We start from the raw sequence: 19,303 nt of genomic DNA on the forward strand, positions 1-19,303 counted from the left end.
TCGCGGGGGTACCGCTGCCGATCTGCAACGCACCCCCGCGTAAAATACTTTTTCTACCATCGGCACTCTGCCGCTGGGTTAGCTAAGCTAACTCGAGGCTGTCCCGTACCGCGGCCAGGAGCCGGCAGACGCGCGCCTGCGGCAGTGGCTCGGAGGAAAGCTGGTTTTCCACGTAGGAGAAGGAGATCCCGGTGCCCGGGTCCGCGAAGGAAAGGCAGCCGCCGCGCCCGTTGTGCCCGAAGCTGCCGCGGGAGAGCATGGGTTCGCGCTGGCTACCCAGCTGGAAGACCAGCCCGTAGCGGGAGGTCGAATCGCAGAGGACTTCGTCGAAGCCTTCGGCACGGGTGGCCGATACCGCGGTAATGAGCTCGGCATCGTAGCGCGCATAGCGCCCATCGCAGAACATCGCGTAGAGGGTTGCCAAGGAGAGCGCATCAGCATGCCCGTTAATAGAGGGCATTTCCGCATCGAGGAAATGCGGGTCGGTGATGGCCGAATCGGTATCCTTCGGGGATTGGTAGGCGTAGGAGGTTGTGGACTTCGGATCGGCCTGGGCCTGGCGCAGCGCCCCGCCCCAGCCCTGGGTGCGAGGCCCCCAGAAATGCTTGGCGATGCGCGACCGCTCAGATTCGGGGCAACCGATCCACACAGAAAGGTTGAGGGGCGCGCGGAAGTTTTCTTCCAGGTAGTGCTTCGGGGTGAGGCCAGAAACCCGCCGCACCAGCTCCCCGGCCAGATAGCCCATGGAGAGTGCGTGGTAGCCGTGTTTCGTTCCGGGCTCCCAGCGCGGGGCCTGTGCGGCGAGCTCGGACGTAATAAGATCCCAGTCGAAAAGCGCGCTCGCGGGCAGAATATGGTCAAAACCGGGCAGGCCGGCGGAGTGGCTGGCCAGCTGACTCACCCGAATATCTTCTTTGCCATTGGCGGCAAATTCGGGCCAATAGTCTGCTACCCGGGCATCCGGATCGATAAGCCCGCGTGCCACGCAATCCGCGAAGCAAATCCCGGTCAGGCCTTTCGTTTGGGAGAAAATAAGCTGCACCGCGTTATCCGGGTAGGGTATGCGCTCTGTGATCGGATCTTCAACGACGGCGCCATCGGCCACGCCGCCCCCGGTATTTGCACCGGCGGGCGGGTTCCAGCCCCCGTAAATATTGACCACGGGTTCGCCGTGCCAGAGGACCGCGATTTGCCCGCCGCGATCTTGGTTGGTGGCGATGGAGGCGGCGAAAGCGTCCACCACCCGTGCAAATTCCGGGGCGTAGGAGCCGTGAATGGAATCGCGCGCCTGCGTGAATGTTGTCATGGATTCCTCCTTGAGTGCGCCGAGGGTAGTGATTTTCCCTCGGCAAGGTCCATATACGGGTGCGCGGTGGCTAGCTGCTCACGCATCCGGGAAAAGTAATACTCCTGAAATTCCAGTGCTTCAATCCAGAGGCGTTGCGCGCTGCGGGTGGCGCAGTGGTAGTTACGTTCGCGCCCCAGGCGCGCCAGGTATCCGTCAATAAAATCGAGTTGCTCGGGCAGTGGCATGGCGTCCATATTGTGATACAGCAGGGTGTCGTGGATGCGGTAGACGCTGAAACGGTCCACGTTATCGCAGTCCCCGACCGATCGCGCGAGCACGCTGGCCTCCGCCGGATATTCGCGCTGGCCGCGATATTCGGGAGAATCTTCCGGATATTCACTGCGGCCATCGGTGTGCATAGCGATGCCCTGGCAGATCTCCGTGACCTCCGCTTCCGGCATGCCCAGGCTTTCCAAAAAGGGGCGCACGATTCGCGCGCCGGCCCGGCCGTGATCCACCGGCCGCGTGGAATCAAATTTCCCGATATCGTGCAGCAGGCAGGCAATTTCGAGGGTATCTACCGCGAGGCCTTCGGACATCGCGACTCCGCGCCCGATGGCCGCCACCCGCAAACAGTGTTCATAGCGATAGCGGCGGGCGCGCGGGCTGGCCGGGGCACCTTCCAGGTGCTGACGCAGGAACGCGAGGGCGGGGCGCAGATACGGATTCGTTGTCACGTTTCTATTGTGGCACGCCGTGCCAGCTCCCTTCCGTACTTAAGTGCTACGACGACGCCGTTTACGCACCCGGCGCGTCACTACCCGCGCCAGGTAAATCCCCACCGCGCCCAATTCCCAGAAAAGGGCTTTCGGGGTGGTGGAAGGCGCGAGGCTGGCCCCGCGCATGACCGGGGTAAATCCGAATTTCACCGCGAAGTACCGGGCGCGGGGCACGTGCTGCCAGGAGGTCACGATGACCGCGGCGATGGTGCCATCGGGCAGTAGCCCGGGAACCGGATCGTACCGGCGGAGCAGCGCTGCGCAGTCTCCCATATTTTCTTCGGTGGTGCGCGAGTGGCTTTCTGCCAAGATCGCGCTGCGCGGCACTCCACGAGAGGCAAGCCAGGAGGCCATGACCTGGGCTTCGCTGGGCACTCCGGGTGAGGCCCGCCCACCCGAGCAGATGAGGGCGGGGCGTGCCCCGCGCGAGTACGCGTAGCGATATTCAGCCAGGGCCCGTGCAAGGCGGCGTTTCAAACTACCGCTGGGTAGATACCCCAGGCGGGTGTGCACGATCCGGCCGCCCAGCACAATAATGACCGGAACGGCCGGATCGATGCCGGACATGGCCTAGTCCTGATCCCGGTAAGCACCCTGCCACACGGTGGCAAAGGGAGTATTAGCTTCTACGCGAGCCTTGATACCGGCGGTCACCATATCCTTGGCACGCTGCACGGCTTCGTGGATCTCCACACCCTTAGCCAGTTCCGCGGTGATGGCGGCGGCCAGGGTGCAGCCGGCACCCGATACGCGCTCTTCACCGATCTTCGGGGCGCGGTACACGGTGGCTTTCTCACCATCCCAGAGCACATCCACGGCATCCGGTCCCGGGAAATCAATCCCACCCTTGACCACCACGTACTTGGGGCCGAGCTCACCGATGCGCTTGGCAGCTTCGATGAGATCCTCCTCAGTTTCCAGCGTATCCAAGCCGGAGAGGGTACGAGCCTCAAAATTATTTGGGGTGGTGACGGTGGCGAAGGGAAGAATCTTAGTGCGCAGCGCATTATCGGTATCCAGTGCCTGGCCCGGTTCCTGACCCTTGCAGATGAGGACCGGATCCACCACCACATTGTCCCATTCCTGGGAAGCGAGCCCGGCGCGCACCGCCTCAATAGTATCCGGGTGGCCGAGCATGCCGACCTTCGCGGTGCGAATGTTCTGGGAGCGCAGCGCCGCTTCCATCTGGGCGCTAATCACTTCCGGAGGGACGGGCACGAAGCGATGGTTCCAGTTATTGTTCGGGTCGAAGGACACGATACACGTGAGCGTGCCCATGCCGTACACCCCGAGCTGCTGGAAGGTCTTCAAATCAACTTGGAATCCAGCACCGCCGGTAGCTTCAGACCCGGCGATGGTGTATGCAAAATACATTCCGCTCCTTTTCCTTACGGGTTCCTGGCACGGTGACGTTCACCTGATATTGCGCCCCAACCCACCGGGGCGTGACCTGCCTTTCACCACTTCTATGCTAGCGAAGGGCTACGCCATATTTATGGGGCGTTTTATGCGCTGGACATCAAAGTCTCGGCAATTAGCCCAGCTCAGCCGCTATTCCCCATTGCGGCGGAAGGTATCGGGGTGGCGCCCGGTACGCCCGGCTTCGAAACGATCCATATTGTCGATTTCCTCCGCTTCTTCTTTGAGAAGAGTGAAATCTAGGCAGGCCAGGTTTTCGGCCAGGTGCGCGGTGGAGGAGGCGCCGGGGAAGACGATCCTCCCGCGCGAAAGGTGCCAGAGCAATACCAATTGGGCAACGGTACATCCCTTAGCGGCCGCCAGCTCGGCAAGCACGGCGTCGTCGTTCACAGCGCCGCGCGCCAGCGGCGCCCACGCTTCCACGCGAATCCCGGCGGCGATGCAGTACTGCGTGACCTCGGCGTTCTGGAAATAGGGGTGCGCTTCGATTTGGTTGACGGCGGGCTGGATATGAGCGGCGAAACGCAGCGCCTCAAGATGGTGGCGCTCGAAATTGGACACGCCGATCGCGCGAGCGCGGCCGTCAGCCACGAATTCCTCCATGACCTGGTACGCCTCCACGTAATCTCCACTGAGCATGGGCCAGTGAATGAGGAACAGATCAACGTAATCGGTTCCGAGCTGCGCGAGTGAACGCGCGAAAGTCTCCCGCACGGCGCGCGGGGCGTGATTGGGGTTATCGAGTTTCGTGACGAGGAAAATATCCTCGCGATCCACGCCGGATTCCGCGATTGCCTGGCCGACCGCGGCTTCGTTGCCGTACATTTGCGCGGTGTCGATATGCCGGTAGCCCATGGCGAGCGCCTCGCGCACGGCCAGGCGCGCGGTGGCCTCGTCCATACGGTAGGTTCCGATTCCCAGTTGCGGAATCCAATGGCCGGAATTGAGGGGAAGGAGCGGGATTGTTGCCATGGCTCTATTCTTGCAGAAGGTACGACGGCGCAGCCGCACTCTGGCACCCGGCCAGCTACTCTAACATTGTTAGAGTAGCTTTAGAGTAGCTTCGGGAGACCCCGAGAAAACGTTGCTATGGCGCGGATTTCTACTCTCACACCGGACGTTAGAGTAGTTTAGAGTAGATGTGAGAGTAGCTTTATAGCAGCTCCCAGGTGGCGCGGGGATCGCGCGGGGATTTGCCATTCCAGCGGAGCACGCCGGCATCGCGCAGCAGGTTGAGGTGGCGGAGCACAGTTGGACGGGCAAGGTCCACAAGCTCGGTGATTTGCCCAGTTCCCAACGGCTGTTGGGCCAGGCGCAGGGCGTCGAGAATCGCGCGGCCGCTCGGCCCGATCTGCCGCATGATTTCCTCCGGAATCGCGTTGCTGGCCAGCAGGGTGAGGTGTACGGCCTCGGATAATTGCACGTAAAGCGGTTCGGCCAGCCCGGCCCGGCGGGTTTCTTCGAAAATACGCCGGATGCCTTCGCCCAGCTCCTGAGTGATACCCATATCGAAGAAAACTCGGGCAATACGCGGATTGCGGGCTTTGCGGCCAATTTTTTCCGGATGGGAAATATCAACCAGACCGGGAAAACGCCCGGGGCTGGTGAATTCTATACGGTTCGGAAAAATCTCCACTCGAATATGGTCGCCCGCGATGCCATAGGAACGGTGGACCACGGCATTGACCAGGCCTTCCAGCCATGCCTCACGCGGAATAATCGGCACATCGGCAAATGTGCCCGCATCTGTGAGCCGGCGGTGCCCCGGCAGGAATTCTTCAATAATGCGGCTGGCTTCCGTAATTTGCTGCGGGAGGGGGCCGCCTACGCGAATATCTTTCCCGGCTTCTACGTTCTGGAAACGCCCGGCACCGCGCTCATTATCGGAATATTTGACCACTCGCACGTAGGCGTTCGGAAAAACCTGCTGCGGATTTTTTGCGAAAAGAAGGTAGCCGGCTACCCGCAGTTGACCATCACGATCAATGAGGTCGCGGGCGCGTAGCGCATTGGTTCCCGAGGATGAGCTGAGGAGGGCGCGGTAAGCTTCCAATTGTTCTTCGTCGAGATCATCCAGCTCTCCGCCGGGAACGGGAGCGCCATCAAAGCCAACGAAACCACGATCCCACTCAAGTTCTTGGCGTTGCCGGAAAGTGAGTTTTCGTGTTTCGTCCCCAATCCGTTGGAAACAATCACCCTTATTAGTTTCGTGAACATCGCGGCTAGGAGGAACGCTTAGGAGCATTATCCGCCCGCCCTCGATAACTATGTCATCAATAACAATCCGGACCCGCGGATTGGTAAAGTCGATAGCCGCCTGCCGGATCGCATTTGCTGCTTTATCGGAAACCGGTGCCGGGGAGCCGTTATGAAGACCGACGGCGATAACGCCGCCCTCCGCATTCGCCATGCCGACAATATCCTCCGCAAGATCCTTGGGTTGGATGGATCCGCTTTTTCGTTCGTACCACTGGTCTTCTGGCAAACGAAGGAGCTCTTCCACGGCTTCATGAACCGGAAGAGTGAGAAGGCTTTCCACGCTACGCTGCAGCATGCATCTACTCTAACATTGTTAGAGTAGCTTTAGAGTAGCTTCGGGAGACCCCGAGAAAACGTTGCTATGGCGCGGATTTCTACTCTCACACCGGACGTTAGAGTAGTTTAGAGTAGATGTGAGAGTAGCTGTTATAGCTACCGGGAAGCCCCGAGCCACTCGCCCCGGCGCCTGGGCGGCTTACTCACAGCTCAGAGCGAATCTATGGCATTTTTAGCGGTCACCAAATCCGCGCCGGTGCGCTCGCGGTAGGCTTTGATGGCCTCAACCGTGCGCCCACTGGCAGCCAAAGCACGTTCTTCAGCGCTGACCCCGTAGTCAGCTGCGGCGTCGTCGCCCGAAACAGTGCCCAACCGCGCCCGCAACTGCGCAATAACAGCGTGCAGGCGTTTATTTTCCTTCCGTAAGCGCTCAATTTCCGTAGCCTGATCGAACCACTTACCCACAGTTCCTCCTTGAACGTGCGCCTTCGCATTAACCGTACGTATTTATTATTCTATCTTCTTGCCCGTTGCGGCCCCGCAGAAATGAGAGCTACCGTACAGCCGGCGAGAACTGCGCCTCGCTCAGGTAATCTTCACGGTATGAGCGCGGTTACCTATCGTTTTCAGGGCTACACAGTCATCGAGCACCGCATCCAGGTGCCCCTTGATTACTTTGGTGCGTTCACCGAGCTGCCCCCGGATGAAAATATCGCCCATGTTCCCGCTACTATCACGGTGTTTGCGCGGGAAATCGTGCGGGCCGGCCGCGAGGATGCGCCGCGATTGGTGTATCTGGAAGGCGGGCCGGGTCACGCGGCACCGCGCCCGGCGGGGCTGAGCGGCTGGCAGGACCTGCTACTCAACCACTATCGCCTCGTCCTGCTCGATGAACGCGGCACCGGCAATTCGTATCCGCTCGATTCCCTCACCATTACCGCGGCCGGCAGTCCCGCCGCCCAGGCCGCGCTGCTGTCCTGTTTCCGCCAGGACTCTATTGTGAACGACGCCGAACACCTGCGCCGCCACCTCCAAGGCGATGAACCGTGGAGTGTGCTGGGGCAAAGCTTCGGGGGTTTCGCCGCGGTTTCCTATCTTTCCTACGCACCCGCGGGGCTGCGTGAAGCCATGATCACCGGCGGGCTGCCCAGTCTGGACGAGGGCCCGCAAGCCGTGTACCGGCAGACTTTCCCGCGGCTGGCCGCCCGGCATCGCGCCTATTTCGAGCGCTACCCGGATGACGAGGATACCGCCTGGTATATCGCCACCCACCTTGCGGATGTGGAAGAAATTCTGCCTACCGGGGAGCGCCTCACCCCGGCGCGGTTCCGCCAGCTCGGCCAGCGCCTCGGCTTTACCCACGGCTTCGAGCAGCTCCACTACCTGCTTGAAGACCCGGTCTGGTCCTTCCGCGGGCAACGCCGGTTGCGTCCCGGTTTCCTTCAGCGCGTGGGCGAAGCGGTGTCCGCCGCGCGCGCCCCGCTCTATTTCGCGCTCCAGGAAGCGATCTATGCGCAATCCGGCACCGGCCCGCTGGCCTGGGCCGCGCACCGGGTCCGCGGGGAATTCCCCGAATTTGCTATTCCCGCGCTCGCGATGGGCGGGGTGGGAGAAACTGATCTGCGTAAAGAAGGCCACGGTTTCCGCTTCTCAGGGGAAAGTGTTTTCCCCTGGCAGTTCGAGCAGGATCCGGCGCTGCTCCCGCTGCGCGGCGCGGCTAATGAGCTGGCTTTCCGCACGTCCTGGCATGATCTGTATCGCCCGGATGTACTGGGTGGCAACCAGGTGCCGGTGGCGGCGTGGATTTTCCGTGAGGATATGTACGTGCCGGCCGATATTTCCCTGGAAACCGCGGGGCGGATCCGCGGCCTGACCGCGCTGGTGAGTGATGATTACCAGCACGATGCGCTGGGTCGTGATCCGCATACCGTGATCAGTGCGCTGCTCGAGGCGGTGCACCGGGCGCGGTAAACGGTAGCTCAGCGGCCCCGGCCGCTCACGCCGCGCCACCGCGGTAGGCCCCGGCCGCTACTCGGTTATCCCCACCCCGCCGGTTTCCCGATTCATCCGAATCGCAAAAGCACGTGCTTCGTCCAGGTCGATGCCGTCGAGGAGGTGGGCGCGGGCTGCGGCGTCGTCCTCAGCGCGCAAGCGCGGCACCGAGCGCTTGATGCCGTTCTTCCCCACGAAATCGCGGTAAAAATCGCGGATGATGTCCATATCTGCCTCGACGTCGCCGGAAAGGTAGAGGTGCTTCCACCACCCGTATGTTTTAGTGCGCGAATCAATGAAGCCGAGGGTGATGGGCAGGCGTCCGGCCAGGCCCATACGGTAGAAACCGGATTTCCAGTACTGAACGTCCTTCCGGGTGCCTTCCGGGGCGAGCGCCACGCAGAATTCTTGGCTGCGTTCGGCCTGTTCGAGCAGCGAGCCCACGATTCCGCTGGGATGCTTGCGATCCACCGAAATTCCACCGACGGCACGTACCACCGCACCCAGCACCGGGGCCTGCACGAGCGAATTTTTGACCAGGAATTTCATGGAGCGCCCGTAACTCCAAAACGCGACAATATCGTAAATGCCATCCCAATTGGAGGAATGCGGGGCGCCGATGAGGATTGTTTTCGGCGCGAGGGGTTCGTGCACAAACGTCCAACGGGAGCAGGCGCGGAAAATGCGTGCGGCGGCGCTACGGAATGCCATGGGGGTCCTTTCGCGGAGGGTGGCGTCTGGCCGGTATTGTACCCGCTTCTTGCGCAGGGCTTTTAAGTACGACGACGCAGCGCCGGCCAGGTGCCGAGCCTAGATAAAGAAACGGAATTCAGGCGAGCCGGGTTCGACCTTGTGAATATCAATTCCGGAGCGATCCATGCGATCCAGCAGGTCAGCGAGGTTTTCCGGGTGTTGGATATCGATACCGACCAGCGCCGGGCCGGTTTCGCGATTGGTTTTCTTCGTGTATTCGAAGTACACGATGTCTTCGTCGGCCACGAGCACGCGGTCGAGGAATTCCTTGAGCGCCCCGGGTTTCTGGGCGAAGGTCACGAGGAAGTAGTGGCGCAGCCCTTCGTAGACCATCGACCGTTCCAAAATATCGGCGTAGCGGGACACGTCATTATTTCCACCTGAAATCACCGCGATGAGCGGGCGCGGCGTGGCGGCGGGATCTGCGCCACTGCCGGAGATAGCGGCGTCGTTCCCGTTTGCTGTTCCGGCACCCGCGCTGGAGCCCGCGTCGCCGGTACTAGAGCACGCGCCGCCGGTACTAGCGCCCACGCGGGTTTCGACCAGGGTGTTCAGGCGCCCTACCGCGGCCGGGGCGAGTGCGCCGGAAGGTTCGGCAATAATCCCCTCCACCTGGTAGAGCTCGAGCATTTCGGTGCACAGCGCGCCTTCGGGAACGGTGATAAAGCCGTCCACCAGATCGCGCGCCGCGGCGTAGGTGAGGTCTCCCACGCGCGCCACTGCGGTGCCGTCCGCGAAATTATCGACAGACTCCAAGGTGACCGGCCCGCCCGCGGCCAGAGCGGCCTGCATGGAGGCGGCACCGGTGGGTTCCACCCCGATGACGCGGGTCTGCGGGTGCGTGTTTTTCACCCAGATCGCGGTGCCGGCCAGCAGCCCACCGCCGCCCACCGGCACCAGTACCGCTTCGGGTTCCTGTCCGCTTTGCTCCACACACTGCTCAAAAGCTTCGGCGATGACAGTGCCCTGCCCGGCGATAATCGGGGCGGCGTCGAAGGGATGCACGAAGGTTGCACCGTGCGCAGAGGCGTAAGCCAGGGCGGCGCCGGCTGCGGCGTCGAACGTAGGTCCGCCAATAATCTGTTCCACCCAGGCGCCCCCGATATCGCGGATGCGTTCGCGTTTTTGGCGCGGCGTGGTGGCGGGCAGGAAAATTTTGCCGTGAATCTGCAGGTGGTTGCAGGCGTACGCCACTCCCTGCGCGTGATTGCCGGCGGAGGCGCATACCACCCCGGCGGCGCGTTCCTTCTCCCCGAGCGCGTGAATCGCGTTGTATGCTCCGCGCACTTTATAGCTGCGCCCAACCTGCGTATCTTCGCGTTTGAGGTAAACGGGCCGGCCAAGGGTGGCGGAGAGGCGCTCTGATAGCTGCAGCGGGGTGCGGCGCACCGTGCCCGCGAGGGTGCGGGCGGCTGCGGCGATGAGCTCGGGTGAAGGTAATTGAGTCATCCTCCTATTGTGCCGGGATGCGGGTGCGATGGCGTGGCTGTTTCACCACGTGGGTGCGCGCGTCTACGATGGAAGCATGATGGAACCCGGCCACGGCCCCGGCGTCGACGCGGATGCCGATTTCGAATTCGAACGTAAATTCCTGGTGCGTGAGCTCCCCGACGACGTCGCCGAGCACGCTTCCACCCAGGTCATCATCCAGGCATACACCTTCGCGCAAGACGGCTACGCGGTGCGGGTGCGGGTGCGTTTCCCCGATGCGTTCGTGCCCTTTGATGAGTTCGACGACGCAGCCGACTTCCGCGGTGGTTACGAACGCCGTGCGCTCGCGCGGATGCTGGGAGCGGGATGCCCGGCGAGCGCCTCGGTGGCGGTGAAATCCCCGGTGGTGAGCGCGGAACGCTACGAGAAGGAAATGGAAATTGATACCGATGTGGCCGTGCAGATTCTGCGGCGCTCGGTGGACCTGGTCCTCAAGAATCGTTTCTCCCTGTGGATTGATGAGGACGGGTGGGAATTCGATGCTTTTGGAGGGCAAAACGCGGGGCTCATTATTGCGGAAGTGGAGCGGCGCGCGCCGGTGGTGGATCTGAAAATTCCGGATTTTTGCGCCACCGAAGTTTCGGACGATCTGCGTTTCACCAATGACCATCTTTCCAAGGACCCGTGGATGCAATGGGGCGCGGCCTATATGGAGGAGTTGGATGCGCGCGGGCCGCATTTCCTGGATTTGCACGCGCCGCAGCAGCGCGAGCCCGAGGGGGAAGAGGCCTGAACTGGCGCTGTTGCCGAGAGACGCACTCAGGTAGCTTGCAGATTTACCTGGGAGATGGCGGAATAAGGCGCTCCTAAAAGCTCCCCAGGGCATCAATATGCTGAATTTAAATTAATCACCATTAAATGTGAGTAATGGCACGGCGCTTGGTGTCGCGATAATCGCAAGTATTGTTGCGCATGCGTTTAGACTTATACAAGTACTCACTCGTTGTTACATTAACGGACCTGTGTCGCCATTTCGGCGTGCACACCACGGCATGTGTATCACTCAACCTGAGGTGAGCGGGTTGCTTGATCCTGCCGTTGAGGGGCGGCGTGCAAACGCCGCCCCTCTTTATTTTCAAGGTGGCTGGGTCTGTTAGGAAATTAGGCTGATAGATAAAAGTGGGTCTTGTGCCGGCGTGTCATCGTCTTGGATTGCCTCCTAAATTAATACGGTTGTAGTACGATTCTTACTACAACCGCTGTAGGAGGTGAGAGGGTGCTGAGAAGCTTTACTGTCAAGAATTTTGCATCGTTTAGGGATGAGGCAACGCTAGATTTACAAGCCACCAGAGAGCGGCAGCATTCAGAAACGCTGATGCATTTTCAACGTGCCCGGTGGCTTCCGCTCACCACGATTTTCGGCCCTAACGCCTCGGGGAAATCGGCCTTAGTTCGCGCTTTCAAGGCGCTCCGCGGGCTTATTTCGGTTCGGCAGGATACCCGCGAACCGCTCACCCCACATGCTTTTGGGGAGCATGCCAAGCTGCCGTGTGAATTTACGATTGAATACTCAGTGTCGGTGGATGGTCGTGAGAAAATCGCGCGGTATTACGTGGCGGCAACGAATGCACGTGTGGTAAAAGAGTCCCTTCATCAGGTTCTTTTCGATGGCAGCTTCGATCTGGTTTTTGAACGGAACAACCCGCAGGGATCCCCCGCGTCTTTCGTTACCTTTGGGGAGAAGTATTCCGGGGATGACGTACTGCTTTCCTTCGGGAAAACCGTGTATCAGAGTACGTCGCTCCTAGGAGTGATTGGGCGTGACGACCGCGCACCGGCTTTCATTCAGGCGGCTTTCCGGTGGTTCTTCGATACTTTGCAGATCGTCGAACCGGATTCCCAGTACATACCACTACTCGGTAATCTTGACAGCGATTCCACCTTCCGTGGAGCTATTTCTGCGGTACTTTCTCAAAGTGATACCGGAATTCAATCGCTCTTTACGCAGGAAGTGGATCTATCTCGGGTTCCTTTCACGCCGAAAGAGCTCATGGAGATTATGGAGATCGCCGCTGGCGGTAGGGATGTTCTTGCTTCGGCCTATAAAGAGCGGTATCTCTTTACGCAGAAAGAAGACTCACCGGAAGAGATGACGGTGAGGGCTCTAAAAACTCTGCATGCTGAGGGCGTCACTTTCGAAATTCTCGAGGAGTCGGACGGCACCCAGAGGTTCATTGACCTCCTCCCGATGCTTCTTGATTTGCAGACACCGGGCGTTCGCCGTGTTTATGTGGTGGATGAGTTGGAACGCTCGCTTCACCCCGCGTTGACCCGGCTTTTGGTGGAACGCTATTTGGAGGGGTGCTCCAAGGATACGCACACGCAGCTGATTTTTACGACGCATGAAACGGAGCTACTCGATCAGGAATTGATTCGCCGGGATGAGGTGTGGTTGACGGAAAAGGTCGATGGCGCAGGCCAAGCATCTGAGCTTGTGGCGCTTTCTGACTATGCGCCGCAGGAGCTGCGCAAGGGGATGTCTTTGCGGGATGTCTACCTGAGTGGCCGCGTCGGAGCGCTTCCTAGAAAGATTTAGGAGCAGAAGATGGCGCGGAGACGAAACGAGCGGCCTGTCCGCAAACACCGTAAGCGAGTTGTCGTCGCCTCTGAGGGTGCTACCGAGATCCTCGCTTGCTAGCACCTAAATTCGACACATGCAAAGCGTCTTGTGAATTTGCGGGTGGGGCCTTCACGGGAGAATATAGTCCATCAACATGTTCATTGAGGCTCTTGGTGATATGGGAGTACATTGGATCAAGAATGAAGTCAATTCCGCTGCGCCGAGCGTATTTTGCCGCGGGAACAAAATCGCTATCGCCGGCGATCATGACAATCTGATTAACGAGACCGCGATTTGCTATATCGGCGATATCTATTCCTAGGCGAAGATCAACCCCTTTCTGCGTAATCTCAAGAGTTAGATCACTTTCTTGTATCTCGTCGACGCTCATGGTTCCGGCGCAGAGTTTCTTCAATTTATCGGGGTGAAGCCGATATCCTCCTCCGGTGGAGAGTTCTTCGCCTCTTCGCAAAGCTACTTTTCGTTTAGATGCAAGTTCTTCGAAGAACCTTTCACTCCATCTATATTGCTCGGTCTTGCCAAGATTTATCGTTTTTCTGAGCAGCGGGTGGAAAACTGTCTTAGTGGAGGGTGGGCAGTCGTAATAGAAGATCCGGTACAAGTTCGAGTGGTTATGCGCGATGTGGCGCATACAGTATGTAAATAGTTCTACCGCACGTTGTTCAGGAGTCTTATCACCGAAGAGGTCGTAGGCTTGATGCCTGTAGAAGCCGCCATCAACCATGATCGCGGTTAGGGTTTCCCGACCTACTCGATCATTCGGGAAAGTCTTTCGCGGGTTCGCCATACTGGTCACCTCCCGGATAAGGGAAGTTCCGCCGCTGGCTTCCCTTGGGCTACACAGCGGCGGAACTGCATGATCTATAAGGGGTAAGAACCCCTAAGGTCTAATCATCGGCACTCTCCGGATAGTGGAGGGTCAACGTTTAGACCAGATGGAAAAAGCGTAGCATGTAGATGGAGATGAATCCAGTAATTGAGGGGATCTGAACTATTTTCGAAATCGTGAAAAATCAGCGTCACTTTACGTGATATTTTTCCGCAGGCGAGCGCCCCGGCTCGTGGTTGTTACCGCGAGCTTATAGCGATCAGCACGCGCGATAATGACAGAAAGTTCGAATACCCGCCCCTGCGAATCGATGGAATGGCGGAGAATTCTCAAGGCCGGGGAACCAGCGGGCACTTGAAGTTGCTTGGCTTGGACGGCGTTCAGTGTCGTCGCCTCATACACCTCGTCCGCACGTTCCGGAAGCGTTCCAGAGTGGCGCGAAATCGCGGAATAGAGCGAATGCTCCAGCTCTTCTTCACTCAATTCCGGGCAGAGCTCCACCGGAATATAGGCAGTGGTGAGGAGTAGCGGCATATCATCGGCCAAGCGCACACGTTCGATTTGCCAAACCGCGTTGCTCTCCCGCAATTCGAGCAGCTCGCTGACCCAGTCGGGTGCTTCCACTTGCTGGAAACTCACCACGTGGGACGACGGCGCCTTACCGAAGCCCGCCATCTCAGCGGAAAAATTGAGGGCGGTATCTAAGCCGGGCCTATCGTTACCCTTGGATACGAACGTCCCCTTACCGCGTTTGCGGATCACGCGCCCCGATTTCACCAAACCTTCGAAGCATTTACGTACCGTGGCCCGTGAAAGTCCAAAGGACTCGCATAGTGATTGCTCGGTCGGCAACGCGGTTCCCTCGGTGAGGAACCCGGTGGCGATCAGCTGCACGATCCGTTCCTGTAATTGTCGGTACAGCGGGTGATCGGACTCGGTATTCAGCGGCTGGCTGGCGATGGCAGTGAGGGTATCCAACGGTCTCCTAGCTTTGTACGGTACAAAGCTAACATTACCGCGAATTTCGTAGACAGGCGATGCTTTCGGGGTTATTTTAAAACATAAAAGTACGGTACGTATAGAACAATGCAGTTCAATACGTGTTACTACTGAAAGGAAAATAGTGATTCCCGCACGCAAAGCCGTAGATATGACTCAGGCTGAATTGGCACGCTACATTGATCAGTCTGTGCTCAAGCCCGAATTCACCGATGATGATATTCGTAAATACACCCAGGAGGGCATTGATTTCGGGTGCAAGACGATCTGCATCAACCCGGCATCCCTTCCGATTGTGGCTCCCATGGTCGAGGGAACCGATACCGGCCTGTGCGTGGTGGCGGACTTCCCCTTCGGGCTCGCCACAACCGAGGCAAAGGAAATGCTCACCGAGCACTACTGCTCGAAATGGGATATCGAGGATCTGGATATTGTTGCTAACTACGGCTGGCTGCGCACCGGCCGTATAGATGATGTTGTCAAGGATCTTGAACCCGTTGTCGCTGCGGCGCATAAGTGGAATACCAAGGTCAAGGTCATTATCGAAACGGACTCCCTGAACTTGGACCAGGTTGCGGAGGGAACGAAGGCAGCAATTCGCGCGGGTGCTGACTTCATTAAGACCTCCACCGGGTTCTTCACCGGAGTTGAAAACAAGGGCGCCACGGTTGAGGTCGTGAAAACCATGATTGAGGCAGCTGGGGGCAAGATCGCTGTGAAGGGTTCGGGATGCATTCGCACTCGCGAGCATTTCCTCGAGCTCATTGATCTTGGTATTGATCGCATGGGCGTTGGTTATCGCTCCACGCCGGTTGTTCTTGGTATTACCCCGCCGGCGGGTAAATAGATATGACAGCTCGAAAAGGGAAGAAAAGTGACTCATGTAAGTACCACTCGTTTCCCTGAAGATTTCCTATGGGGAGGTGCCACGTCTGCCAGCCAGTGCGAAGGCTGCTGGAATGAGGACGGACGTGGTCCTTCAATCGGGGATCATCTGAGTGTAGGAAGTAGAACAACGAAGCGGGAGTTTTCCCTCTCGCTTGATCCGCACAAGCATTATCCGAGCCATGTTGCAGCGGATCACTACCACCATTGGCGTGAAGATATTGCCCTCCTGGCCGAGATGGGATTTAACGTTTACCGTTTCTCCATTAGCTGGACGCGCATCTTCCCACGAGGTGATGAAGAAACTCCTAATCAGGCAGGTTTAGCTTTCTACCGCGCGCTGATTGACGAATGTATTGCGCGCGGAATGACCCCGATGGTCACGATCACGCAGTACGAACCGCCGCTGTATTTGGCGCAAAAATACGGAGGCTGGTCGAACCGAAAAACCGTCGATTTTTATCTGAAGTTCTGCGAAACGATCATGCGTGAGTTTCGTGGGAAAGTGCGGTACTGGATTCCATTCGTTGAGGTGAATCTGACCCTGACTGCTTTTGGTGAGGCCACTTCGGCCGGAATCCTGCCGCCGGAGGGACCGTTCCCGCGGGAAACGAATTCTCCCGAGCGTCTCCAAGCTCGATATCAGGCGATGCATCATATTTTCGTTGCCAACGCGAAAGTGGTGAAGCTGGCTCGGAAGATCGATCCGGAAAACCACGTAGGATGCATGCTTGCCGGCCCGGCGAGCTATCCTCTGACCTGCTCACCGGAAGATAACCTTGCGAATCTCCAGTCCCTCCAGCGTGACTGCTGGTTCTGTTCGGACGTGGCAGTGCGCGGGGAGTACCCCGGGTATATGAAACGCCATATAGCTGAGGAGGGTATTTCCATCACCATGGAGCCCGAGGATACCGAGCTTCTTCGCGCGGGAACGGTTGATTTTATTGGTTTCTCTTATTACTCCTCGAGCTGCATCAGCGCCGAAGGGCATGGTGGGGTTGAGGGTAATAATCTTGCTGGCGTTCCCAACCCGTATCTCAAGAAAAGCGAGTGGGGCTGGCTGGTGGATCCGATTGGGATCCGGATTGCCTGCAACCTGGTCTGGGATCGCTACCAACTTCCGATGTACATCGTTGAAAATGGGCTCGGCGCCGTCGACGTTGTGACAGAAGACGGGCGTATTGAGGACGACTACCGCATCGAATACCTGCGCGCACATATCGAGCAACTCAAAGAAGCGCTGGCCGATGGAGTGGACCTGCGTGGGTATATGACGTGGGGGTGCATTGATCTTATTGCTGAATCAACAGGGCAGATGAGTAAACGGTACGGCTTTGTTCACGTGGATTTCGACGACGCAGGCCACGGGAGCGGGAAACGGACTCGGAAGAAGAGCTTTTTCTGGTACCGCGATGTGATCCACAGCCGCGGAGAAAATTTATAACACAAGAAAGGTGAGATGATGAGCAACGAAGCGATCATTGATCTGGCAAAGAAATTAGAGGCAAAGACGCCTCATGCCAATATTCCAGTTGGATACGACGGTTTCATTGACCGCATTACCCATGTTGTTGATAAACGGCTCGGGCCGGATGAGTACCAGCGGGTGGGGACGCTCACTGCATACGGGCAAAAATTTATTGATGCCGCCGGGCTGAGTATGAATATTGAAATGGTGCCCGTGACTACCAAGCTCGGGGGAGTGGCAACGATTCTGGCGAATTCGCTTGCCACCCTGGGCAATCGGGTGACCTATATGGGCGCGCTGGGCCTGGGTGGAGTGAATCCCGTTTTCCAGGATTTTGCGAATATGGCTGAGGAGGTTATTTCCTTCTCTGATCCCGGAGTTTCTGACGCGCTGGAATTTACCGACGGCAAGGTGATTTCCAGCCAGCTAGAGCCGCTCAAGATGGTGAGTTGGGAGAATCTTCTTGAGGCAACCACGCTTGAGCACCTGGTGGAGGTCTTCGACCGTGCGGATCTTGTAGCGTTCGCTGATTGGACCCTTCTGATTAATGTTGGCAGTATCTGGGATGGGATTGCTGAGGAAGTTCTTCCCAAGATGACGAACCGTGAGCGGCGGATGATGTTCTTCGATCTTTCTGATCCGACTAAGCGGACAACGGAGGATGTCCTTGGCGTTATGGCAACGATCCGTAAGTACGAGGAGTTCTTCGATACCACGCTCGGCCTCAATAAGAAAGAAGCCTATGAGGTGGCTAGCCGCTACGGGGCAACGAAGGATGACTTCGCGGATCTTCACGAGCTTGCGCGGTTCCTGCGGGAAAAGGTCGGAATTAGCGAGATTGTGATTCACCCGGTGGATGGCGCGGTTCTCAGCAATGTGCGCGAGGATGCGGCTGTTGATGGGCCGTATTGCGCTGATCCTACGTTGACGACGGGCGGTGGGGATAATTTCAACTCCGGGTTCCTCACGGGACGCTCCCTTGGCCTGACCAGTGAAGAATCGCTGCTTCTCGGTGTAGCGAATTCGGGCTTCTATGTTCGTGCGGGCCGGAGCCCCGCTTTCGATGAGCTGAGGGAATTCCTAGTGCAGTGGGCACGGGGCGAAATTGATTAATCACGGGCTACCGAAAGGAGGACAGCCATGAGTGAGAAAAAGACTTTCGATAAAATCATTGACGCTGTTGCGGCGATCTTCTTGCCCGTCATTAATCTGTTGACTGCCGCGGGTATTCTCAAGGGTATTTTGGCTATTTGCGTAGCGGCCGGGTGGTTGAGTGACGCCTCGGATACCTACCGGATTCTTGCTGCTATGGGCGACGCCGTTTTCTATTTCTTGCCTGTCTTGCTGGCATTTACGTCGGCTAAGAAGTTCGGAGCTAATCCGTATACGGCTGTGGTGATTGCGGGCGTGCTTCTGTATCCGGATTTGAACCAGACCTTGGAGTCTGGCACAACAATGTACTTCCTGGGGATCCCGGTCTTTAGCGCGATCTACCATTCCAGCGTTATCACGATTCTCATGACGGTCGGCTTGCTGGCCTTTGTTGAGAAGGGTCTGGACAGGATTTTCCCAGAGGTGATTCGTGGGTTCCTCACCCCGTTCATTTCGGTGATCCTGGTCGGGCTGGTCACGCTGATGGCTTTCGGGCCTATCGGCACCCTGATTAGTAACGGCCTGGCGGCCGGGTACGAGTTCTTGTACGATCTTTCGCCGGCTGCCGCTGGTTTGGTTCTAGGTGCATGTTTCCAGCTTCTGGTTATTTTCGGTTTGCACTGGGGCATCATGCTGGTGTCGATGAATAATGTTGCTGCGCTGGGGCACGATACGGTGTTGGCTCTGTTCGGCCCGTCGATTTTCGCGCAGGCTGGTGCCGCTTTGGCGGTGTTGCTGCGGTCGAAGAACGGAAAGACGCGCACGGTGTGTGCATCTTCGGTGATCTCAGCGTTGTTTGGAATTACCGAGCCGGCGTTGTTCGGTGTGAATCTTCCGCGGAAGACTCCAATGATTGCCGTGTGTATTGGCGGCGGCGTTGGTGGCGCTATTGCTGGTATCTCGGGTGCACAGGCCGGGGGCTTCGCGATTCCGTCGCTTGCCACGCTGCCGGTGTTCTTCGGTAATGGCTTCGTTCTGTTCGTTATTTCCTGCTTGGTCGGTTTCCTCGTTGCATTCATCTGCACGCTGTTCCTGCGTTTCGAGGCTGACCTGAAGATCGCTGAGGAAGAGGAGGTGAAGGTAGCTAACTAAGCCATCCTGCTTTCCTGGGCATTCCGGCGCGGATTGTTCC

General features: G+C 58.3%; 18 protein-coding genes. 7 read left to right on the forward strand and 11 right to left on the reverse strand.

Annotated features, from left to right (window positions below; genetic code table 11):
* Nucleotides 1-82: 82 nt before the first annotated feature.
* From ACRQEG_RS02720 to ACRQEG_RS02750, 7 genes are all read right to left on the reverse strand, one after another.
* Nucleotides 83-1,306: a serine hydrolase domain-containing protein gene (locus ACRQEG_RS02720; RefSeq protein WP_320757413.1), complete on the reverse strand. Its 1,224-nt coding sequence runs from the start codon at nt 1,304-1,306 to the stop codon at nt 83-85.
* Nucleotides 1,303-2,025, reverse strand: a complete 723-nt coding sequence (locus ACRQEG_RS02725; protein ID WP_320757414.1) for an HD domain-containing protein — start codon at nt 2,023-2,025, stop codon at nt 1,303-1,305. The genes ACRQEG_RS02720 and ACRQEG_RS02725 overlap by 4 nt, the downstream gene beginning before the upstream one ends.
* Before the next feature lie 39 nt (nt 2,026-2,064).
* Complete coding sequence (locus ACRQEG_RS02730; protein ID WP_435717781.1) at nt 2,065-2,634, reverse strand: YdcF family protein; 570 nt, start codon at nt 2,632-2,634, stop codon at nt 2,065-2,067.
* Between the two features lie 3 nt (nt 2,635-2,637).
* On the reverse strand, nt 2,638-3,441 hold the full coding sequence (thiD, locus tag ACRQEG_RS02735; protein ID WP_284901747.1) for a bifunctional hydroxymethylpyrimidine kinase/phosphomethylpyrimidine kinase: 804 nt from the start codon (nt 3,439-3,441) through the stop codon (nt 2,638-2,640).
* Between the two features lie 177 nt (nt 3,442-3,618).
* Complete coding sequence (locus ACRQEG_RS02740; protein WP_320757416.1) at nt 3,619-4,458, reverse strand: aldo/keto reductase; 840 nt, start codon at nt 4,456-4,458, stop codon at nt 3,619-3,621.
* A 181-nt stretch (nt 4,459-4,639) separates the two neighbouring features.
* Nucleotides 4,640-6,040 carry an ATP-binding protein gene (locus ACRQEG_RS02745; protein WP_320757417.1) on the reverse strand — a complete coding sequence of 467 codons (1,401 nt, stop codon included), beginning with the start codon at nt 6,038-6,040 and terminating at the stop codon, nt 4,640-4,642.
* Nucleotides 6,041-6,231: 191 nt separating this feature from the next.
* A complete protein-coding gene (locus tag ACRQEG_RS02750; protein WP_320757418.1) occupies nt 6,232-6,486 on the reverse strand; it encodes a 50S ribosomal protein L7/L12 in 255 nt (84 codons plus the stop codon).
* A gap of 138 nt (nt 6,487-6,624) precedes the next feature.
* Between ACRQEG_RS02750 and ACRQEG_RS02755 the strand changes: the two genes are divergently transcribed.
* The gene (locus ACRQEG_RS02755; RefSeq protein ID WP_284901156.1) at nt 6,625-7,992 is read left to right on the forward strand and encodes an alpha/beta fold hydrolase; all 1,368 of its coding nucleotides are present in this window, start codon (nt 6,625-6,627) and stop codon (nt 7,990-7,992) included.
* A 57-nt stretch (nt 7,993-8,049) separates the two neighbouring features.
* On the opposite strand, the gene ACRQEG_RS02760 is transcribed toward ACRQEG_RS02755, so the two are convergent.
* Both ACRQEG_RS02760 and ACRQEG_RS02765 read right to left on the reverse strand, forming a co-directional pair.
* The gene (locus ACRQEG_RS02760) at nt 8,050-8,724 is read right to left on the reverse strand and encodes a 1-acyl-sn-glycerol-3-phosphate acyltransferase (protein ID WP_320757419.1); all 675 of its coding nucleotides are present in this window, start codon (nt 8,722-8,724) and stop codon (nt 8,050-8,052) included.
* Nucleotides 8,725-8,823: 99 nt separating this feature from the next.
* Nucleotides 8,824-10,215, reverse strand: coding sequence for a pyridoxal-phosphate dependent enzyme (locus ACRQEG_RS02765; RefSeq protein ID WP_320757420.1), 1,392 nt, complete (start codon nt 10,213-10,215; stop codon nt 8,824-8,826).
* A gap of 76 nt (nt 10,216-10,291) precedes the next feature.
* Here ACRQEG_RS02765 and ACRQEG_RS02770 point away from each other — a divergent pair, with 76 nt between their 5' ends.
* A complete protein-coding gene (locus ACRQEG_RS02770) occupies nt 10,292-10,990 on the forward strand; it encodes a CYTH domain-containing protein (protein WP_320757421.1) in 699 nt (232 codons plus the stop codon).
* Nucleotides 10,991-11,572: 582 nt separating this feature from the next.
* Entirely contained in the window at nt 11,573-12,793 is a 1,221-nt protein-coding gene (locus ACRQEG_RS02775; RefSeq protein WP_320757422.1) for an AAA family ATPase, read from the forward strand.
* Between the two features lie 79 nt (nt 12,794-12,872).
* On the opposite strand, the gene ACRQEG_RS02780 is transcribed toward ACRQEG_RS02775, so the two are convergent.
* Together ACRQEG_RS02780 and ACRQEG_RS02785 are read right to left on the reverse strand one after the other, a co-directional pair.
* A complete protein-coding gene (locus ACRQEG_RS02780) occupies nt 12,873-13,625 on the reverse strand; it encodes an NYN domain-containing protein (protein WP_320757423.1) in 753 nt (250 codons plus the stop codon).
* 237 nt (nt 13,626-13,862) lie between these two features.
* A complete protein-coding gene (locus ACRQEG_RS02785) occupies nt 13,863-14,645 on the reverse strand; it encodes a GntR family transcriptional regulator (RefSeq protein ID WP_320757424.1) in 783 nt (260 codons plus the stop codon).
* Nucleotides 14,646-14,790: 145 nt separating this feature from the next.
* On the opposite strand from ACRQEG_RS02785, the gene deoC reads away from it, so the two are divergent.
* The 4 genes from deoC to ACRQEG_RS02805 are packed head-to-tail and all read left to right on the forward strand — an operon-like array spanning nt 14,791 to nt 19,263.
* The gene (gene deoC, locus ACRQEG_RS02790; protein WP_320757425.1) at nt 14,791-15,513 is read left to right on the forward strand and encodes a deoxyribose-phosphate aldolase; all 723 of its coding nucleotides are present in this window, start codon (nt 14,791-14,793) and stop codon (nt 15,511-15,513) included.
* Nucleotides 15,514-15,540: 27 nt separating this feature from the next.
* On the forward strand, nt 15,541-16,995 hold the full coding sequence (locus tag ACRQEG_RS02795; protein WP_435716039.1) for a glycoside hydrolase family 1 protein: 1,455 nt from the start codon (nt 15,541-15,543) through the stop codon (nt 16,993-16,995).
* A gap of 15 nt (nt 16,996-17,010) precedes the next feature.
* Entirely contained in the window at nt 17,011-18,132 is a 1,122-nt protein-coding gene (locus tag ACRQEG_RS02800) for a PfkB family carbohydrate kinase (protein WP_320757427.1), read from the forward strand.
* 27 nt (nt 18,133-18,159) lie between these two features.
* Complete coding sequence (locus ACRQEG_RS02805) at nt 18,160-19,263, forward strand: PTS transporter subunit EIIC (protein WP_320757428.1); 1,104 nt, start codon at nt 18,160-18,162, stop codon at nt 19,261-19,263.
* The last annotated feature ends 40 nt before the right edge of the window (nt 19,264-19,303 follow it).

Origin of the sequence: Actinotignum stranguriae (genome assembly GCF_051265215.1) — a bacterium.
Classification (GTDB): Bacteria; Actinomycetota; Actinomycetes; order Actinomycetales; family Actinomycetaceae; genus Actinotignum; species Actinotignum schaalii_C.

What these genes read in the sequence shown, in the direction of transcription:
- ACRQEG_RS02720 (WP_320757413.1), bottom strand. Translation starts at nt 1,306, where the DNA reads ATGACAACATTCACGCAGGCGCGCGATTCCATTCACGGCTCCTACGCC.
- ACRQEG_RS02730 (WP_435717781.1), bottom strand. Translation starts at nt 2,634, where the DNA reads ATGTCCGGCATCGATCCGGCCGTTCCGGTCATTATTGTGCTGGGCGGC.
- thiD (WP_284901747.1), bottom strand. Translation starts at nt 3,441, where the DNA reads ATGTATTTTGCATACACCATCGCCGGGTCTGAAGCTACCGGCGGTGCT.
- ACRQEG_RS02740 (WP_320757416.1), bottom strand. Translation starts at nt 4,458, where the DNA reads ATGGCAACAATCCCGCTCCTTCCCCTCAATTCCGGCCATTGGATTCCG.
- ACRQEG_RS02745 (WP_320757417.1), bottom strand. Translation starts at nt 6,040, where the DNA reads ATGCTGCAGCGTAGCGTGGAAAGCCTTCTCACTCTTCCGGTTCATGAA.
- ACRQEG_RS02755 (WP_284901156.1), top strand. Translation starts at nt 6,625, where the DNA reads ATGAGCGCGGTTACCTATCGTTTTCAGGGCTACACAGTCATCGAGCAC.
- ACRQEG_RS02760 (WP_320757419.1), bottom strand. Translation starts at nt 8,724, where the DNA reads ATGGCATTCCGTAGCGCCGCCGCACGCATTTTCCGCGCCTGCTCCCGT.
- ACRQEG_RS02765 (WP_320757420.1), bottom strand. Translation starts at nt 10,215, where the DNA reads ATGACTCAATTACCTTCACCCGAGCTCATCGCCGCAGCCGCCCGCACC.
- ACRQEG_RS02770 (WP_320757421.1), top strand. Translation starts at nt 10,292, where the DNA reads ATGATGGAACCCGGCCACGGCCCCGGCGTCGACGCGGATGCCGATTTC.
- ACRQEG_RS02775 (WP_320757422.1), top strand. Translation starts at nt 11,573, where the DNA reads ATGCATTTTCAACGTGCCCGGTGGCTTCCGCTCACCACGATTTTCGGC.
- ACRQEG_RS02780 (WP_320757423.1), bottom strand. Translation starts at nt 13,625, where the DNA reads ATGGCGAACCCGCGAAAGACTTTCCCGAATGATCGAGTAGGTCGGGAA.
- ACRQEG_RS02800 (WP_320757427.1), top strand. Translation starts at nt 17,011, where the DNA reads ATGATGAGCAACGAAGCGATCATTGATCTGGCAAAGAAATTAGAGGCA.
- ACRQEG_RS02805 (WP_320757428.1), top strand. Translation starts at nt 18,160, where the DNA reads ATGAGTGAGAAAAAGACTTTCGATAAAATCATTGACGCTGTTGCGGCG.